General features: G+C 56.1%; 15 protein-coding genes. 1 reads left to right on the top strand and 14 read right to left on the bottom strand.

What is annotated here, in order from left to right; all coding sequences use genetic code 11:
- Positions 1-39: 39 nt before the first annotated feature.
- The 9 genes from ELR57_RS13395 to ELR57_RS13435 form a co-directional block, all read right to left on the bottom strand.
- Positions 40-717, bottom strand: a complete 678-nt coding sequence (locus tag ELR57_RS13395; protein ID WP_126959588.1) for an N-acetylmannosamine-6-phosphate 2-epimerase — start codon at positions 715-717, stop codon at positions 40-42.
- Positions 718-731: 14 nt separating this feature from the next.
- Positions 732-1,652: a dihydrodipicolinate synthase family protein gene (locus tag ELR57_RS13400; protein WP_126959589.1), complete on the bottom strand. Its 921-nt coding sequence runs from the start codon at positions 1,650-1,652 to the stop codon at positions 732-734.
- Positions 1,633-2,550, bottom strand: a complete 918-nt coding sequence (locus ELR57_RS13405; RefSeq protein ID WP_158630026.1) for an ROK family protein — start codon at positions 2,548-2,550, stop codon at positions 1,633-1,635. The genes ELR57_RS13400 and ELR57_RS13405 overlap by 20 nt, the downstream gene beginning before the upstream one ends.
- A 20-nt stretch (positions 2,551-2,570) precedes the next feature.
- Positions 2,571-3,413 (bottom strand): carbohydrate ABC transporter permease, encoded by an 843-nt coding sequence (locus ELR57_RS13410; RefSeq protein ID WP_126959591.1) that lies wholly within the window; start codon positions 3,411-3,413, stop codon positions 2,571-2,573.
- Between the two features lie 11 nt (positions 3,414-3,424).
- On the bottom strand, positions 3,425-4,300 hold the full coding sequence (locus tag ELR57_RS13415) for a carbohydrate ABC transporter permease (protein ID WP_126959592.1): 876 nt from the start codon (positions 4,298-4,300) through the stop codon (positions 3,425-3,427).
- A gap of 95 nt (positions 4,301-4,395) precedes the next feature.
- Positions 4,396-5,808, bottom strand: coding sequence for an ABC transporter substrate-binding protein (locus ELR57_RS13420; RefSeq protein WP_126959593.1), 1,413 nt, complete (start codon positions 5,806-5,808; stop codon positions 4,396-4,398).
- 56 nt (positions 5,809-5,864) lie between these two features.
- Positions 5,865-6,335 (bottom strand): NanQ anomerase/TabA/YiaL family protein, encoded by a 471-nt coding sequence (locus ELR57_RS13425; RefSeq protein ID WP_126959594.1) that lies wholly within the window; start codon positions 6,333-6,335, stop codon positions 5,865-5,867.
- 132 nt (positions 6,336-6,467) lie between these two features.
- Positions 6,468-7,706: a response regulator transcription factor gene (locus ELR57_RS13430; protein WP_126959595.1), complete on the bottom strand. Its 1,239-nt coding sequence runs from the start codon at positions 7,704-7,706 to the stop codon at positions 6,468-6,470.
- Complete coding sequence (locus ELR57_RS13435; RefSeq protein ID WP_238162517.1) at positions 7,681-9,492, bottom strand: sensor histidine kinase; 1,812 nt, start codon at positions 9,490-9,492, stop codon at positions 7,681-7,683. Before ELR57_RS13435 ends, ELR57_RS13430 begins: the two co-directional genes overlap by 26 nt.
- A 271-nt stretch (positions 9,493-9,763) precedes the next feature.
- Between ELR57_RS13435 and ELR57_RS13440 the strand changes: the two genes are divergently transcribed.
- A complete protein-coding gene (locus ELR57_RS13440) occupies positions 9,764-10,426 on the top strand; it encodes an SGNH/GDSL hydrolase family protein (RefSeq protein WP_126959596.1) in 663 nt (220 codons plus the stop codon).
- 90 nt (positions 10,427-10,516) lie between these two features.
- Here ELR57_RS13440 and ELR57_RS13445 read toward each other — a convergent pair whose 3' ends face one another.
- Genes ELR57_RS13445 through ELR57_RS13465 form a run of 5 tightly spaced genes read right to left on the bottom strand, consistent with a single transcriptional unit; the run spans position 10,517 to position 17,223 of the window.
- Positions 10,517-12,349, bottom strand: coding sequence for an alpha-amylase family glycosyl hydrolase (locus ELR57_RS13445; RefSeq protein WP_126959597.1), 1,833 nt, complete (start codon positions 12,347-12,349; stop codon positions 10,517-10,519).
- Positions 12,350-12,371: 22 nt separating this feature from the next.
- Positions 12,372-13,223, bottom strand: coding sequence for a carbohydrate ABC transporter permease (locus ELR57_RS13450; RefSeq protein WP_126959598.1), 852 nt, complete (start codon positions 13,221-13,223; stop codon positions 12,372-12,374).
- Between the two features lie 28 nt (positions 13,224-13,251).
- A complete protein-coding gene (locus tag ELR57_RS13455; protein WP_202866412.1) occupies positions 13,252-14,154 on the bottom strand; it encodes a carbohydrate ABC transporter permease in 903 nt (300 codons plus the stop codon).
- A gap of 34 nt (positions 14,155-14,188) precedes the next feature.
- Entirely contained in the window at positions 14,189-15,445 is a 1,257-nt protein-coding gene (locus ELR57_RS13460) for an extracellular solute-binding protein (protein WP_126959599.1), read from the bottom strand.
- A 5-nt stretch (positions 15,446-15,450) separates the two neighbouring features.
- Positions 15,451-17,223 (bottom strand): glycoside hydrolase family 13 protein, encoded by a 1,773-nt coding sequence (locus ELR57_RS13465; protein WP_126959600.1) that lies wholly within the window; start codon positions 17,221-17,223, stop codon positions 15,451-15,453.
- Between the last annotated feature and the right edge of the window lie 3 nt (positions 17,224-17,226).

Genomic DNA, 17,226 nt, shown 5'->3' on the forward strand with positions numbered 1-17,226 from the left:
TGCCGTCGGCGGCAGCTTTCTTGCTTGCATGCGATATTCTCAAGATAGAACGGCTACGAACCTCGAGGTGATCTCCTTAGGCCTCGTGATCGCTCCGCCCACGACCGTCGAGTGGACGCCCAGCTCCAGGCAGCGCTTGAACATCTCGGGCGTGATCACGTTCCCTTCCGCGATGACGGGGACCTCCGCTTCGCGCAAGACGTCCTTAAGGAATTGAAAGTCATTGTGATACAGCTTCGAGGCCGCCGTATACGGCGTATAGCCGTGCAGCGTCGTGCCGACGCAATCGAAGCCCAATCGCTCCGCGGCTATCGTTTCTTCCACGGTGGAGATATCGGCCATCAGCCGCACCGCCGGATTTCTCTCCCGGCAATACCGCACGAGCTCCTCCAGCGACTCGCCGCCGGGGCGCGCCCGGTTCGTCGCGTCCATCGCGATCATCTCGCAGCCGCTCTCCAGCAGCTCGTCGATCTCCCGCTTCGTCGCGGTGATGAATACCTCGCTGTCCGGATAATCCCTCTTCACGATTCCGATCACCGGAAGCGGCACCGCCTTCTTGATCTCGACGATGTCCTCCTTGGAATTGGCTCGAATGCCAACGGCTCCGCCCTCCAAGGCGGCTACCGCCATCCGGGACATGATATACGAGCTATGAAGCGGCTCGTGCTCCAGCGCCTGGCACGAGACGACCAGGCCCCCTTTGATCCGATCCAACATCTCGCTTCCTCCTCCTATCGTTTCGTATAGGCGGCGACGGTTCGCAGAATGTCGTCGTTCAGCTCGGCAAGCGAACCCTGATGCTCCTCGCCTACGGGGAGGAGCGGCAGGCGCGGCGATCCCGTCTCGACTCCGCGAAGGCTAAGGATGGATTTGCAAGCGCCGTAAAGCGACGGATACGCCAAGAGCCGCTTGATAATCCCGTTGATTCGGAACTGCAGCTCTCGCGCCGCTTCCATCTTCCCTTCCGCATACAGTCCGTCCAGCGCGACGAACAGCTCCGGCATGACGCCGTAGGTGCCGCCGATTCCTCCGTCCGCGCCGATGCTGCGGCCCGCCAGGTATTGCTCGTCCGGTCCGTTGAACACCAGGAAGTTGTCTCCTCCGGCCGCCTTGAACTGCTGCAGCTCGAACGTGCTCTCGCCCGACATCTTCACCCCGATGACCTTCTCTTGCTCCGCCATCCGGCTCAGAAGGCCCATGGACAGCTGGAAGCCCGTCGTCTGCGGGATGTTATAGATAATGAAAGGAAGGCTCGTGCTGTCGATCATCCGCTGCCAGTGCGTCTCGACCGCCTTCTCCGACAGCCGGTAGTAGATCGAAGGCACGGCGGAGATGACGTCCGCTCCGACGCTCTCGGCATGCCTCGCCAGCTCGACGCTCTCTCTCGTCGAGTTCGCCCCGACATGGACGAGAATGACGAGCTCGTCTCTGACTTCTTCCATGACCGCTTCGAGCACCTTCTTGCGTTCCTCGGCCGTCTGCAGGATGCCTTCCCCGGAGCTGCCTCCGACGTACAAGCCCTTGATCCCCTTGCCGACATAGTAGCGGGCAAGCTTCCGGACTCGGTCCGAATCGACTTCTCCCGCGTCGTTATAAGCCGAATACATCGCCACGTACACGCCCGCTAATTCCTTAACCCAATTGCGCTCCATCGTTCGATCTCTCCATCTCTCTTATAAAGTAAGGATAAATAACGCCGTATAAGGCCGCGCGGTTGCCCAGCTCCGCCGGCTTCAACGAGGTCCGGCAGAAGCCTTCCGGCAGGTAAGCCGACAGATGCCCGCGGATCGGCTCCAACAAGAGCTCCTTCTGCTCAGACACTCCGCCGCCGACGACGATGACCTCCGGATCGGCAAGCAGAACGATCTCCGCGAGCCCCCTGGCAATCTCTTCGGTCCAGCCGTCGAGCAGGCGCCGGCAAGCCGCGTCTCCCTCGCCCGCTCGCGCGAAGAGCTCGCGTCCCGAACCGGAGAAGCCCGGGAGCTCGTCCGCCGCGCGGCGGAGCAAGGCGGACATGGACGCCCTCTGCTCGTACGTCGTTCCCGAGCCCTTCTCGTACAGAGAATGGCCGATCTCGCCCGCGCGGAAGTGCGGCCCGAGCACCAGCTTGCCTTCGCTGAACAAGGCTCCTCCGATCCCCGTGCCGATCGTGACGCAGAAGAAGTGATCGACTCCCCGCGCCGCTCCCTTCCAGCGCTCCCCTTGAGCCGCCGCGTTCACGTCGTTCAGAACGTTGGCGGGCAAGCCGAAGCGATCTTCGACGACCCGCTTCAGGTTCGTTCCGCGGTACCCCGGGAGGGTCGGGCCGGAGAAGACGATCTCGCCGCTGTCCGGATGGACGACGCCGGCGGTGCTGATCCCGACCCCGGACGAATTCGGGTAACGGCCCAGCAGGCTTGCCAGAACCGCTTCGACGGCTTCCGGGATGCGGACTCCCGCATCCCCTTGAGGCGTCGGAACGGAACCGTGACGAACGATCTCCGCTTCCCGGTTGAAGACGGCGAACTTCATGTCCGTCCCGCCGATATCGATGCCAATCCAATTCTCCATGATTCCGTCCTCTCCGTTCGTCATTCCTTGACCGCGCCGCCCGCGAGGCCGCGGGTGAAATATCCTTGGAACAGAAGGAAGATGATCAGCATCGGGATAGCCGCCACCGTCGCGCCGGCCATCTTGTAAGCGAAGTTCGGATTCAGATCCTGCATGAGGGTCGCGATGCCGACCATCAGCGTCTTCATCTCCTTCTCCTGCCCGATGACCAGCTGCCACAGGTAGTCGTTCCATACCTGGACGAAGTTCAGGATGAACAGCGCCCCGATTCCGGGCTTGACGATCGGAATCATGATCTGCAGGAAGGTACGGACTTCGCCCGCTCCGTCGATGCGGGCCGCCTCTCTTAACGCGTCCGGGACGGAGTCGAAGAATCCCTTGAGCAGGAACACCCCGAAGGCGACGGCCACGTTCGGCCAGATCATCCCGTGCAGGTCGTTGACCAGCCCCAAGTCCTGGGCGATGCGGAAGAGCGGAACGATCATCACTTCCTTGGGAACCATGAGACTGGAGATGAAGATTACGAAGATGACCATTTTCCCTTTGAACCGAAGCTTCGAGAAGGCGTAGGCCGCCATCGAGCTGGTCACGACCAACAGGATCGTCGACAGGCCGGCCACGTACAAGCTGTTGAACGTCCAGCGCAGCGCCGGCTGGCTGTCGAACACTTCCGTGTAATTCGAGAACGTGAACGTCTTCGGCCACCAATCCGGCGGCATCTTGATGACGTCGGAGCTGTTCTTCAGCGAGCTGGTGAACAGCCAATAGATCGGAAACAAGTTACAGATCGCGAAGAAGACGATAACGATATTGGCAACGACGTCGTAGCTGTCCCTCTTCTTCTTGCCTTGCAGTTTCGCCATGACCGTATCCCTCACTTATCCTTGAACAGCGCTCGAAGTTGCGGCACCGACAGCAGCAGCGTAATGACGAACATGATGACCCCTACCGCGGAGGCAATGCCGAGCTGGTTGTACTTGAAGGCATTGTTGTACAGGTAATACATCAAGGTCACGGAAGCGTTGTTCGGTCCGCCGCCCGTCAGCATCTGAATGACGACGAAGATCTTGAGCACGGCGATGATGTTGATGATCGTAATGTAGATCGTGGTCGGCTTGACCAGCGGGATGAGAATCCGGAAGATCACCTTCAGGCGGCTTGCCCCGTCGACCTCCGCGGCTTCGAAGAGATCCTTGGGAACTCCGATCATGGATGCGATGTACAGGATGATCGCTTGCCCGACGTTCGTCGCGAAGGTCACGAAGATGACGACGGGAAGCACGAGCTTCTTATCCCCGAGCAGGTTGACGGTGCTGAGATCGAGCTGTCTGGCCGTGAACGAGATCAAGCCGTTGGCGGGATTCAGCAGGAAGCTCCATATCATGCTCATGACGACCATGGAGACCATGACGGGAATATAGTAGCTCCCCCGGATGAACGAGACGTACTTAGCGTTTTTATCAAAAACGGCCGAAGCGACGAACAAGGAGAAGATAACCGTCAGCAGGACGATAAAGACGACGAAGACGACCGTATTGCCGACTGCCTTGAAGAAGATCGGATCGCTGAACAGAGCCGAATAGTTGTCGAAGCCGACAAAGGTCTCCTTCTGGAACTGAACCTTGTAGAAGCTGAGCCGGATGCCTTCGATTATCGGATAGACGATAAACAGGAGAAACAACAGCGTCTGAGGCAGAATGAACAGATACCCGGTGAGATTCTCTTTGAGATAAGGATTGCGCAATTTCATAGGACTCCGTACCTTTCTTCCATGTCCCTCCGCGCGGATGATGACACCGCGCGGCCGGGTCCATGAAATGGTTAGTGAGAGGTGCTTCGTAGACGTTATTTATTCAGAACGGAGTTTTGTCTGGCCTTCTGGATAACCTCGTTGCCCTTCGCCTGGTAATCCTTGACCGCCTCGGCCGGCGTCTTCTCGCCGATATACATCGCTTGAAGCTCCGGATACAGAACCTGTCTCAGCTCGCTGTAGCCCGGAACGTTGCCGGTGAAGGAGAACAAGTGCGCCGAATTCTTGTCGTACGCCTCGAAGAGCGGGAATTGATCCTTGAACTCCGAGATGACGGAGCTGCGAACCGGAATGCTGTTCTTGGAGGCCTTGACCAGCTCGGGGTCGCTGGAGAAGAACTTGACGAAGTCCTTCGCCACTTCCGTTCTCTTGTCGTCGCCGGTCTTGAAGACGCTGGCGCCGACCACGTAAGTGAAGGTAAGCGGATCGCCGCTGACCGACGGAATGTTGGCCAGGCGAACGTCGAACTTAGGAGCCTTGCCCGCTGCCATGTCCGCTTTGGCGTTGTTGAATAGGACGGGGTTCGTGAAGCTGACGGCAAGCTGCTGGTTCAGGAACATCGCGTTGGCGTCGTTGGACGATACCGATTCGGCGCCCGGATTCGTGTAGCCCGACTTGTACAGGTTCCTTAGCCATTCGGCCGCCTTCACGCCGTTCTCGTCGTCGAGAACGATATTGCCTTGGTCGTCGAAGAACTTATTGCCGAACATTCTAAGATAAGCCAGGTTCCAGGTGTCGCCTTGGTTGTTGAGCGCGTAGAGGGCCATCGGGTAAGCGTTCGAGTACTTATCCTTCGGAAGCTTGGTCTTAAGCGCCTCGAGGATTTGATTGTACTCGTCGAGCGTCCAGGTCTTGATCTCGCTCTCTCCCCCGACGAAGCTGTCGAGCCCGGCGGCCCGGAACATATCGGCGTTGTAAGCCAGCGTGCCCGGATTGTTGGAGAACGGATAGAAGTAGATGTCGTTGCCGAAGGTCACGTTATCCCAATAGCCTTGGGCGATATCGCTCTTCGCCGCGTCGTCCACGATGTCGTTCAGCGGAACCAGTGCCCCGCGATGCGCATAATCGCCCATCGCGAATACGCTTTCAAAGAAGACATCCGGAGGAGTGCCGCCATTCAGGTTGACGTTGAGCAGCTCGTCGCGCTGATCGCCGGCGATGACTTGGACGTTGATCTTCGCGTCGTACTTGTCGTACTGCTTCACGAACTTGTCGGCCGCGTACTTGAAGAAGCTGTCATAGTCGGCGTCGCTCTCCGTCGAATCGAAGGCGCCCTTCCATTGCGGAGTCAGCCATACGGAGATCTCGACCTTGTCCTTGCCGGCTCCGGCGCTTGCGGAACCGGATGCCTCCTCGCCCGAATTGCCGTTATTGCCGGAGCATCCGGCAAGCAGGCCGACCGTCAAGGCAACTGCGGGAACTGCGGCGAACAAACGTTTTTTCAACATGGATCCGTACCCCCTGCGATTTTGTCTGGTTCGAAATTCGGCATTCCTGTTGCGGCTTACAGCAATTCCTTGTCCACTTTAACGACGACCTTGCGAATGACGGAGGCGCCTGTCTCGCTCAGGCCGGGCCGATGAATATCGTCCGGCAGCAGAACCATGTACATGCCCGGCTTCATCGCCTGCAGGCTCTCCTCGGACAAGGCTCCGTACAAGGCGTAATCCTGCTCCTCCTCGTAAGGACGGACGGGCTCCGCGCCGCACGCCAGCGACTGCCAGCCGATGGTCTCCTCTCCGTTCAACAAATAATGAATGTCGAGGAACCGTTCATGCTTCTCCGCGGACTGCTCCGCTCTCGGCTTGGCGTCGATCGTCATGATTCTTGCGTACATGTCGTCTCCCCAGATCGGGTATTTCCCGTCCTCAAGCAAGCTGAAATCCGTCTCGTCCAGGAAGTCGATCGCCCGGCGGATGACCGGATGCGCGTAGTTCCGTTCCTTCGTCCAATTCTCGATTTTGCCGATCAACATGTTGGCCGCTCCTCCTCTCCCCTAAGGTCTTCCAAGTCCTCCAGGCCCGCATTCCGCGGCCGGCTAGAAGCTTGTGAGAAAATTATATCGGCGGAAAATCGGCTTGAGCAGGAACTCGTTTGCGCGAAATATTCACAATATTTCGTTCCCGCCCTTTCGTTCTTGCAGCCTATCCCCCGTTCGCTTGCCCAGCGCTTGGTGCCTGGCGCGATACTTCTGAGGGCTGACGCCCTTGAGCTTCTTGAAGATCCGGCCGAAATAATTGATATTCTCGTAGCCGACCTGCTCCGCGATCAGGTAGCTGGGAAGATCCGTGTCCGTCAGAAGGTCCGCCGCTCTCTCGACCCTCTGCAGGTTGATCCAATCCGTGAATCCGGTCCCGGTCTCCCGCTTGAATAGCGTGCTCAGGTAGCTCTCGCTCATGTTGATCCTCTCCGCCGCTTCGCGCAGGGACAGATTCCGAGCCAGATGGGCCCGCAGGTAATCCAGCAGCTGCTTGATATCGCTGCGGGTCTCCGAATTCGCCCACTTCTCCTTGGCGAGAGCGTACCTCTTGGCGGCTTCGCGCCAGTCCTCGAGAGGACCCGAAGCCTCTCCCAGCAGGGAGATGCCCAGCAGCTGGCTGGAAGCGCCGGCCAGGTCGGATACGATTCTCTCGAGATCCGGACGCCTTCCGCCGTCTTCCTTCAAGAGAACGACGATATCCCGGTCCCCTGCGCTCTCCGGGCGGGTCGCCAGCAGCGGCCCCAGCTCGGACTCGGCCAGATGCTTCAACAGCTGCGCGGCCGATCGCTCCGGCACTCCGTCCCGTATCCGCCTCATATGCAAGGCCAGCAGATAATGATTGGCGGGAAGCGGCACCGCATCGGCGCCTTCGCGCTCCTCGTCCGCACGCTGCTCTAAGCAGTCCAGCAGCCGATCCGTCAGCTTGCGCAACGACGAATCCGGCTCCTCCGGAACCGGCGGCTGGCCCGCGCGACCCTCCCTTCGCTTAACGACCTTGTCGGAGGCTTCGATCAACAAGGCGAGCAATTCGGCGGGCTTCAGGGACGTCTTGAGCAGGTAATCCTCGACGCCGAGCTTCATGGCCCTGCGAACGTATTCGAATTCGTTGTGGCTGCTCAGCACGATGATCGCCATGTCCGGATACCGTTTCTTCACCCTCTCGATCAATTCGAGCCCGTTCATGTTCGGCATGACGATATCGGTGAGCAGAATGTCGGGCGCCTTCCGCTTCATCAATTCCAGCGCTTTCTCTCCGTCCGCGGCGTCTCCGATAAACTCGAACCCGTGCTTCTCCCAATCGATAAGCGACTTTACTCCCAGCCGAACGAGAAGCTCGTCGTCAACGAGCATGACTTGAAGGGCCATTCCCCATTCCTCCTCTCGCTTTCTTGGTCGGCAACCGGAACTCGGCGACCGTGCCGGTTCCGGGTTCGCTGAACAGATCGACCCCGTAAGGCTCTCCGTACTGAAGCCTCAGCCGATCGTGAACGTTCTTGATTCCGATTCTCTCCGGCGGCTCCCCCCCATCCGGGGAAGCTAACAGCTCGCGTACGGTCCGCAAGCGTTGCTCCGGCATTCCGACCCCGTTATCCCCAAGGGTGAGAACGAATCGATCCCCTTCGCTTCGGGCGCGGATCGTGATGATCCCCACCCCGTCCATCGGATCGATTCCGTGCTGCAGGCAGTTCTCGATGAAGGGCTGCAGCATGATCTGGATGACCTCCTGCTCCATCAGCTCCTCCGGAACGTCCATCTCGATCTTGAGGCGATCGGGGTATTTGATCTGCATCAGGCCGATATAGTTGTGGATGTAATCCAACTCCTGGCGAAGCGGAATCAAATTTCCGCCCCGGCCGATGCTGCCTTCCAGGATTCCTCCCAGATGCGAGAGCATGTCGCCGACGTCGTTGTCGCTGCGAATATAAGCCATCCACTTGATGTTGTTTATCGTATTAAGAAGAAAGTGCGGATTGATCTGCGCCTGAAGCGCGCGGAACCTCATGTCCTCCTTCTGCTGGTACTCCTCTTTGACCCGCTGCAGCAGGGTGCGGATCTCTTTGACCATCTTGTTGTAGGTGTCGTTAAGCGCGGCGATCTCCTTCGGGCCTCTGACCGAGATGGAGGAATTGAAGTCCTTGCCTTCGAGCTCCTCCATCCTCTTGCGGAGCAGCTTTAACGGCCTGGAGATTCCGTACGCGATGGAGAGCGTTATCAGGAAGAAGACGATAAAGATCAAAGCGAATATGATAATGTTCGTCCGCCGGATGTCGAAGATCTCGCGGAAGACCGTGTCGTAGGAGACAAGCTGCACGACCTTCCAGCCGTTCGCCCCGACCGAATGGTAATTGACGATCCACTTGCGCCCGTCCTTGACCAGGATCTCCTGCCCCTTGCCGCCGCCGGCATAGGACAAGTTCCCGACGACGTCCGACAGCTTCGTCCCGATCGCGTCCTTGGCCGAGCTGGAGACGACGGTCCCTTCTTGATCGACCAGATACAAACGTCCGTCCAAGCCGCTCAGATACTTGCGCAGATCTTCTTCGGCCACGCTGAAGAGGATCATTCCGACATTCCGGTTGCTCTGAGGATCCGTAACGGTTCGAACCAGCGTCACGAGCGGCTTGGAGTCCGCGTACCACGGATTGCGGCTGCTGAACATCCACTTGAGCTGATAGGGTCGGGTCATCATTCCTTTGTACCAGCCCGATTCCGTCAGCCGCGTCATGGAGGAATCCGACATATAGCTCGTGCTCAGCCGATGGCCGTAAAGGTCGATGAGCGTGGAGTACGTATTGGAGAAGTAAGAGCTGGTCTGCCGGTTCAGGATCTCGTCGTTCAACCGCAGCTTGCTGAACTCGCTGAACGCCTCCGGCTTCCGGAGCACGGATACGACCTCGGAGCGGCCGGAGATTTGCACGGACGCCTGCAGCATGTCTTGAAACAAGAGGTTCACGTTCAGGCCGACCAGGTACAGGGAATCCTGCGCGGACTTGCCCAGATTCCGTTCGATGACCTTCTCCAAGGGCTTGTCCATGAGATAGAAGGTCAAGAGAACCGGAATCATGAGATAAAGGACGATGGAGGAAACCAGCTTGAAGCCGATCGTATTCATTCGATCCGCTAAAGCGGAAGCGCCGGTAAATTTGTTCACTATTTTCACGTCCTTTACTGCGCGATCTGGCTGCTCGTCCCTAAGTGTAAAGGAATGATCAAGGCGCGATATCCCTTGGATTTTGCTTGTTTAAGGTCCATTTTTGACTTCTTGCCAGCAAAAGTTGGAATAGGGAGATTCACTAGGTTAAGGTGGGAGAAAAAGGGGGCAAGGAGCCGGAACGCGCCATCGAAAATTAACGATTGATTCGCCGGCCGGGCAGTGCTACCTTGGACGAGGAATCCATTCGAAACGTTAGGAGAGAATACGAATGACGACAAACACTTCGTTCACCGTCTTGTTCCAGGGAGATTCCATCACGGATGGAACCCGTTCGAGGGAAGGAGATCCCAGCCTCTGCCTCGGGCAAGGATACCCTTATTTGATCGCGGCCCGGCTGGGCGAGGAGCTGGCCGGCCGGCCGCTTCGGTTCGTCAACCGCGGGATCAGCGGGAACCGCGTATCGGATCTGTACGCCCGTTGGAACGAGGATACGATCTCGGTCAAGCCGGACGTCGTCAGCATTCTGATCGGCGTCAACGACGCGTGGAGAATCGTGGAAGAGCTGCCTACGGGAGCGACCGACCGCTTCGAGCGGGCTTATCGCCACTTGCTGGAGGAGACGAGAGAGGTGCTTCCGAACGCCGCCATCGTGCTTTGCGAGCCTTTTATTCTCAAGACCGGCGTTACGGAAGCGCGTTGGGAGCGGTGGCAGTCAAGAGTCGCCGCTTACGGGCGGACGACGAGGAAGCTGGCCGAGGAATACGGCACGCTGTTCGTGCCCTTGCAGGAAGCCTTCGATCGGGCGGCCGAGCGGGCCGAACCGGCTTATTGGATCTGGGACGGGGTTCATCCGACGGCGGCCGGTCATCAGATTATCGCCCGCGAGTGGCTGGCCGCGGTACAAAGCGCTACTCCCGCTCTGAGAGCATAATCCGAATAACAAAGAAGACACTGCTCCCCCGATGGCATAGAGGGACAGTGTCTTCTTTGTTAGCGGTCTCGCACGGCAAACATTCCTTGCTTAGAAGCTTGGATAGACATCCACGGTGGTTCCGCCGGTCACGGTGTAGTTCGACCCTGTGGACCAAGTGTCATTATTGATCATAGGCTTGAATTCTACCGTCGTTCCCGCGGGAATTCTCTCCATCTCGAACTCCCACACATCCGATGAGACGTTTCTCATCGCTCTGCCCTTGTCCCACCACAATGGATAATTGGAGCCTCTGAGATACATGCTGTTCCCATAACCGACATTATAGTGTACCCGGATCTTGGTGATGGTCGGCGTAGGAGGAGTATAGCTGGCAACCATACCCGCAGCCAGAATCATTCCTTGTTTGCCGTCAAGGGTCACCGTAATTTGCTTGCCGGTTACGCCGCCCGATGCCACCGTAACGGTCTGGCTCGTGTTCAGCAGGTTCGTCAGCACGGTTCCTACCGGAATCGTGCTCTCCGCTCTCAGCGGTATTGTTCGAGTAGAGCTGTCATATCCGTTGTTCAATACGGTGATGACTTCATGCGCGGTCGTATCGATTCTTCTTGAATACGAATAGACGAAGGAATCCGACCACATCTCCCTCTGCGTACCCGATCTCAATGCGTCGTAATCCTTGCGGATCTGAGCCAGCCTTTGGATGTATTTGAAGTTGATGTTCGTTTCATTGAACGAAGGCATGACTTCCCTGTTCTCCTTGTTCGCGATGCCGGTGTATTCCGTCGGCACTCCTCCGCCATAATTCGCCTGCTCGGTTCCGTAATAGACATCCGGTATGCCTCTGACCGTAAACAGGAACGTCATGGCCAACCGGAGCTTCTTGTAATTGTCGTTAGCCAGATTCAGGAATCTGTCTCTGTCGTGGTTGTCCATGAAGGTAACCAGATGGTTCGTATTTTGATACTTATAGTCTTGATCGAATATGGTTTTGAGGTTGTTCATGCTGGTATCGTTCGCGAAGACATCCCGGGAGGAGAAGAATAACGGGAAATCCAGTACCCCCCACTCGTAATTCTGGAAGTCGCTGACGAAATTAACGTCTCCGTTAAACACTTCCCCGAAAGTCGGAACGCCCGTCGCGGTTTGGAAATCCGTAATGAAACTCTTGGGCAAGGAGCTCGCCGCGTCGATACGGATTCCGTCAAAGCCGACATCGGCAACCCATGAGCTATAAGCGCTCAGGATCGCGGCTTTCGCGGATGGATTGGATTGATCCAGGTCGTCGAGCCCACCCATGTCGTTGTTAACGAGCTGGGTATAATTGTTGTAATCCAGAATATCTCCGTTATGGTGGTACCAGCTCGGATCGTTGAACGGAGCGGCCGGCGCATACGTGCTAGGCGAGTAAGAGGTGGCTGTGCCGTTCAGATAGTCCGCCGTATGGTTAGGAACGGCGTCGAGGATGACTTTGATCCCGTTCGCATGAGCCGTATTAACCAGCTCGATCAATTTGGCTTTGCTGCCGAAGTGAGGATCGGTAGAGTTATAATCGTGAGTGAAATACCCATGATAACCGGACTCGCTGCCATCCCGGCTGAGAAGCTCGTTCTGTTGCGGAGGAGAAATCCAGATCGCCGTAACCCCAAGATCTTTGATGTACGACATTTTATCGATAATTCCTTGCCAGTCTCCGCCTTGCGTATACTTCAGTTGACCCGGTCTGTACTCGTTGCCCAGGGTGCCGTTGTTGCTGGAATCCCCATCATAGAATCGGTCTGTCAGGATCATGTAGACGATATCGTCCTCGCTCAGCACGGATGTCGATGTCGTTGCGGCCGCTTTATTCATGGTCGTCGCTCCGGAGATAACGACGGACAACAGGATAAAGACGCTCAAGACGGCTTTGATAGACCTGCTCATGCGCAATCCATCCTTTCTTGAATTAGCCTTTGATAGAACCGCTGGATAATCCGGATATAAAGTACTTCTGCAAGGCCAAGTAGAATAGAACGACGGGCACCATCGATAAGCTAGTCATCGCGAACACGTAACCCCAGTCCGTTCGGTTGTGCGCTTGGAAGAACATCGTGATAGCGACCGGCAAGGTCCGGATTTCATCGGATTTCAATATCGTCTGGGACCAACCGAGCTCTTCGAACGGGAACAAGTAATTCAAGATGCTGATGGCCGCGATCGCGGGAGACGCCATGGGCATGATGACGAACAGATAAACGGAATAGATGCTGCCGCCATCCATGTAGATCGCTTCGTCCAATTCCCTTGGAATGTTGTCCTCGATATACCCCTTAAGCAAGAACGTAGAGAATGGGGTCACCCAAGCGGAATAGAACAAGATCACGCCCCACAGATGGTTCACCATGCCGAACCTCACGGCCATTTCGAACTGCGGAATGATCATCGCGAGTCCCGGAATCAGCATGACGGAGATAATCATTCCGTAAAACAAGGATTTGCCCGGAAACTTGAATCTCGCGAACGAATACGCCAGAACGGAGGAGATGACCGCGGATAGGAGGACCGTCATCAGCGCCGTGAAGAGCGTATTGCCCAAGTACTTGAGAAAGCTTACGTGCCGAAAAATATAAACGTAGTTCTCAAGCGTGATCTCGTGCGGATTCGGGAACAATTGGGGCGGGTAGGAAAAGGTCGACTTGTTGCTCTTGAGCGATGAGATCACCATGTAGAACATGGGAATCACCGTTACGACCAAGCCCAGGATCAGCAGCGCGTAACGAACAGCCATGAAGGGTTTGATTCTACGTCGGCGCCTCATCTACATCTCTCCTCGTTGATTCATCATATCATTCCCCCTTTCTCGCTAACGTTCGAAACAGGATAACCGTAATGGAGGTAATAATCAGGGTTATAATGATCGATAAAGCCGCCGAATACCCCATTTTGCCCGTCACGTTAAAGGTTTGAAAATACATCCACGTTAGGACCATCTCCGTCTGATGAGCGGGATTCCCGCCCGTCAGAACCGCAATCGGGGTATAAGTGTTGAACGCTCCGATACACAGCATGACCAATGCGAACAGCAAGGTGCCGCGGATGCTCGGCAGGGTGATCCGGAAAAATTGCTGCCTCCCGTTCAAGCCGTCGATAGAAGAAGCTTCGTAATATTCTTTGGGCACCGCCTGCAAGGCCGCAAGGAAGATGACCATATTCCACCCGATCCCCTTCCATATCCCTAGAAACATGGCGACGACAAGGGCTGGAACTCGGGAGCTCAGCCATCCGACCGGCTCCCCGACCACATGCAGCACATCGGCAAGGAAATAATTCAATAAGCCTTGATTACTGAAGATGTAGCGGAACAGCAAGGCCACGACGACCCAAGACGTGATGACCGGAAAATAGTAGGCTAGCCGGAAGGTGACGCTGAACTTGGTAATGCCGTTGATTAGCAGGGCGACTATCAATCCCAATGCCATCTGCAGCGGTACCGTCACAACGGCATACATCAAGGTGTTGACCAGAGCCCGAAGGGCGATCGGATCCGCGAGCACTTGGCTGTAATTCTCAAGACCGACGAACTCGGACGTTTGCCGATACCCGATTCTCCAATCGAAGAAGCTCATCGCGAGCATTTTGCCTATCGGGTAGAACGTGAATATCGCAACGAATATCAATCCCGGTAACAGCAGCGTGTATAAGCGCCAATCCGTTCTCCAAACGCTTCTTTTGCCCGCCATGTTGCTCATTTGTTGGTCACCACTCAAATTTTGACTTAGGCCGTTACTTCCCGGCGATGAGCTTGTCGATCTCGCTTGCCGCTTCATCCAGCGCGGTCTTTACCGCCTTCTGGCCGGTGATGGCTTCCGCGACCTTCGTGGCGATAATGTTCTCCATCTCGCCCCACTTGGCCGTTACGGGTCTCGACTTGGCCGTCTTCAGCGCTTCCGAGAAGACCGGAAGCAGAGGCATGGCTTCTATGGATTCCGGAGCGGACAGAGCTTCTTTGTTGACGGGCAGTTGGCCTACCTTGGCCATCTCCACTTGGGCGTGCTTGCTCGTCATGAATTTGATGAATGCCCATGCTGCCTTCTTGTGAGCGTCATCCGATGTTTTGAACATCATGAAGTCTTCGCCCCCGAGCACGCTAATGGAGCCTTTGCTGCCTGCGGGCAGCGGCGTGGCGCCATAATCGACTCCGGCTTCCTTGTTCGATTTCTCTCTCCAGGGTCCGTCGAGCTCCATCGCATACGCTCCTGCCGCCCATCCGTCGGTGTCGCCGATTGCGCCGGGATCCATCGAAGAGCCTGCAAGCGCTTTCTCTTTATACAAATCCGCTAGCTGTTGAATGACCTTGACGGCTATCGGGCCATTGATATAGCCTTGCGCCGTGCTGTTGTCCGGCGCCAAGACATCTCCGCCTTCGCTCCAGATATAAGGACCCACGTTCCATACTCCCGTCCACGGCTCCACCATTCCGATCGTTTTGCCGCCGCTCGCTTTCCGCGCCGTTGCCCATACGTCATCCAACGTCTTCGGAGCATCCGCATTGGCTTGTTGCAATAAGGTCTTGTTGTAGAACAGAATCTTCGTATTCGTATTCGCGGCGATGCCGTAGAATTTGTCTCCCATTCGGGCCGTGCTGTTCGCCGACTCCAGGACGCCGGCAGCCGCGTCTTTGTAGTCGCTTAGCGCGCTCATTTCTTCCAGCACGTTCAGGCTTTGGAATTGAGGAACGAATGCGATGTCTCCGCGGAGAACGTCAGGCAGCGTTCCCGTGCTGGCTCCGGAGACCACATTGTTCTTAAGAGCTTCCCATTCCAGATAGACTTGCTTTACCGTGACATTCTTGTTCTCCGCCTCGAACTCCTTGATTAATTTCTCCAGTACGTCGACTTGGCCGGATCCTGCGTCGTAATTATGCCAGAATTCGATGGTTACCGGTCCGTCCGAAGCGTCCTTATCCTTGCCGCCGCATGCTCCCAGCACGCCGGACACGAGCAGGAGCGTCGAGGCTCCCAGGACCATTCTTCTTCTCATATTCGTCAGCTCCTGTTTTTGAATTGTCGTTCGGGCTGCTCTTTAAGTTCGATTGCCATCCTTCTGACCGCGTGTCCCTCCCCCTCCCGGATCAGACTTAGGATCTCGTACGAGTTGGCCGGGATCTCTACGGTGTCGCTATCGGGAACGGAAACGGAAGCTCGCTCATTCAACCACTCGCCGGTGATTAGGCAATCTTCTTGGTCGTTATTCAGCAATACGATGATTGTCTCGTCTTCGTAAGTTCGGATGAAACCGTACAATTCGCTTGCCGTATCGATATGTTTGAAGTCTCCGTATCGCAATGCGTTGCTTCCGTGTCGGATTCGAATGATATTTTTGTAAAATTCTGAAATCATCGCGTTCGCCGAGTCCCAGGCCATCGCTTTTCGGCACAGCGGATCGGTCTCGCCCGTCATGCCGATCTCGTCGCCGTAATAGACGAACGGCATCCCTGGAAACGTCATTTGAAACACAATAGCAAGCTTGAACGTATCGATGTTCTCCTTGCAAACCGTAAGAAAACGCGCGGTATCATGGCTTCCCAACAAGTTGTATAAGACATTGCGGGAGGCCAGGGGATAATCGAATAGCATGCTTTCTATCCGCCGCGCAAAGGCCGCGCGGCCAATCGATTTATTCGCGAAAAAGTCGATTACGGCATCCCTGAAGCGATAATTCATGATGGTGTCCATCTGGTCTCCGCGGAGAAGATCGGCGCCGTTCTTCCATGTCTCTCCGATCAAGAGGAGATTCGAATCGATTCCCTTGATTCTTCGCCTGAACTCCTGCCAGAAAGTAAAGTCGACTTCGTCCGCAACGTCCAGGCGCCAGCCGTCGATTCCCGCTTCCCTGATCCAATGTTCTCCGACGCTCAGGAAGAATGTCCTGACGTCCGGGTTCGAGAAGTTCAGTCTGGGCATCCATTTGTAATAGCCCACGCATTCATAATTGACAGCTTTCGTATCCACCGTGTCCCCTTGAATGAAGAACCAGCTCCAATAGGGTGAATCTTTGCCGTTAAGAATAGCATCTTGGAACTGATACGAGTAATACCCGATGTGATGGAAGACACCGTCCAGGACGAGCTTTACGCCATGGCTATGGCACAGGGCAACGAGCTCCTTCAGGTCTTCCGTATCGCCGAACGAGGGATCGATCTTGAAATAGTCGGTCGTATCGTACTTATGGTTGGAAGGCGAGCAGAAGATCGGCGTTAGATAGATAATGTCGATTCCCAAGTCTCTAAGGTGGGAGAAGCGCTCAATGATCCCTCTCAGATCGCCGCCCATAAAATTGTCTCTTGTAGGCGGATCGTTCCACTTGGCCACGTTGGGAGGATCGTTGCCGGCATCTCCGTTGCCGAATCGCTCCGGAAAGATCTGATACCCGACGCTGCCCTCTGCCCAAGCCGGAACGGTAAAAACATCATCCACGTTCGTGCTCGGGTATTCGAAGTGCTTGGCGGGAAGTTGGTCGGCCAGCCCATACGGCGAATAATAAAACCGATCGTCGCCGTGCCTGATCACGAAGTAATAGCTCAAATACTTGGCCGGTTCGTCGAATGCCAGCGTCGTGCTGTAGAACTCGCTGGGTCCGCCGAGGCTCAGGCTTTCGAGTCGGCCTTCCTTGAACTCGTTCCTGAACTTGTTCCAGTAGACGATGGACACGGAACAATCGGCTGCTGCCGCGCATTTGACTTTGACATGCAAGGAGTTTCTATCGATAGGGGAGATATATTCTCTGGTGTCATAGTGCGTGATGAAGATACCGTCCATGAT

It is taken from the genome of Cohnella sp. AR92 (genome assembly GCF_003990975.1).
Lineage (GTDB): Bacteria > Bacillota > Bacilli > Paenibacillales > Paenibacillaceae > Cohnella.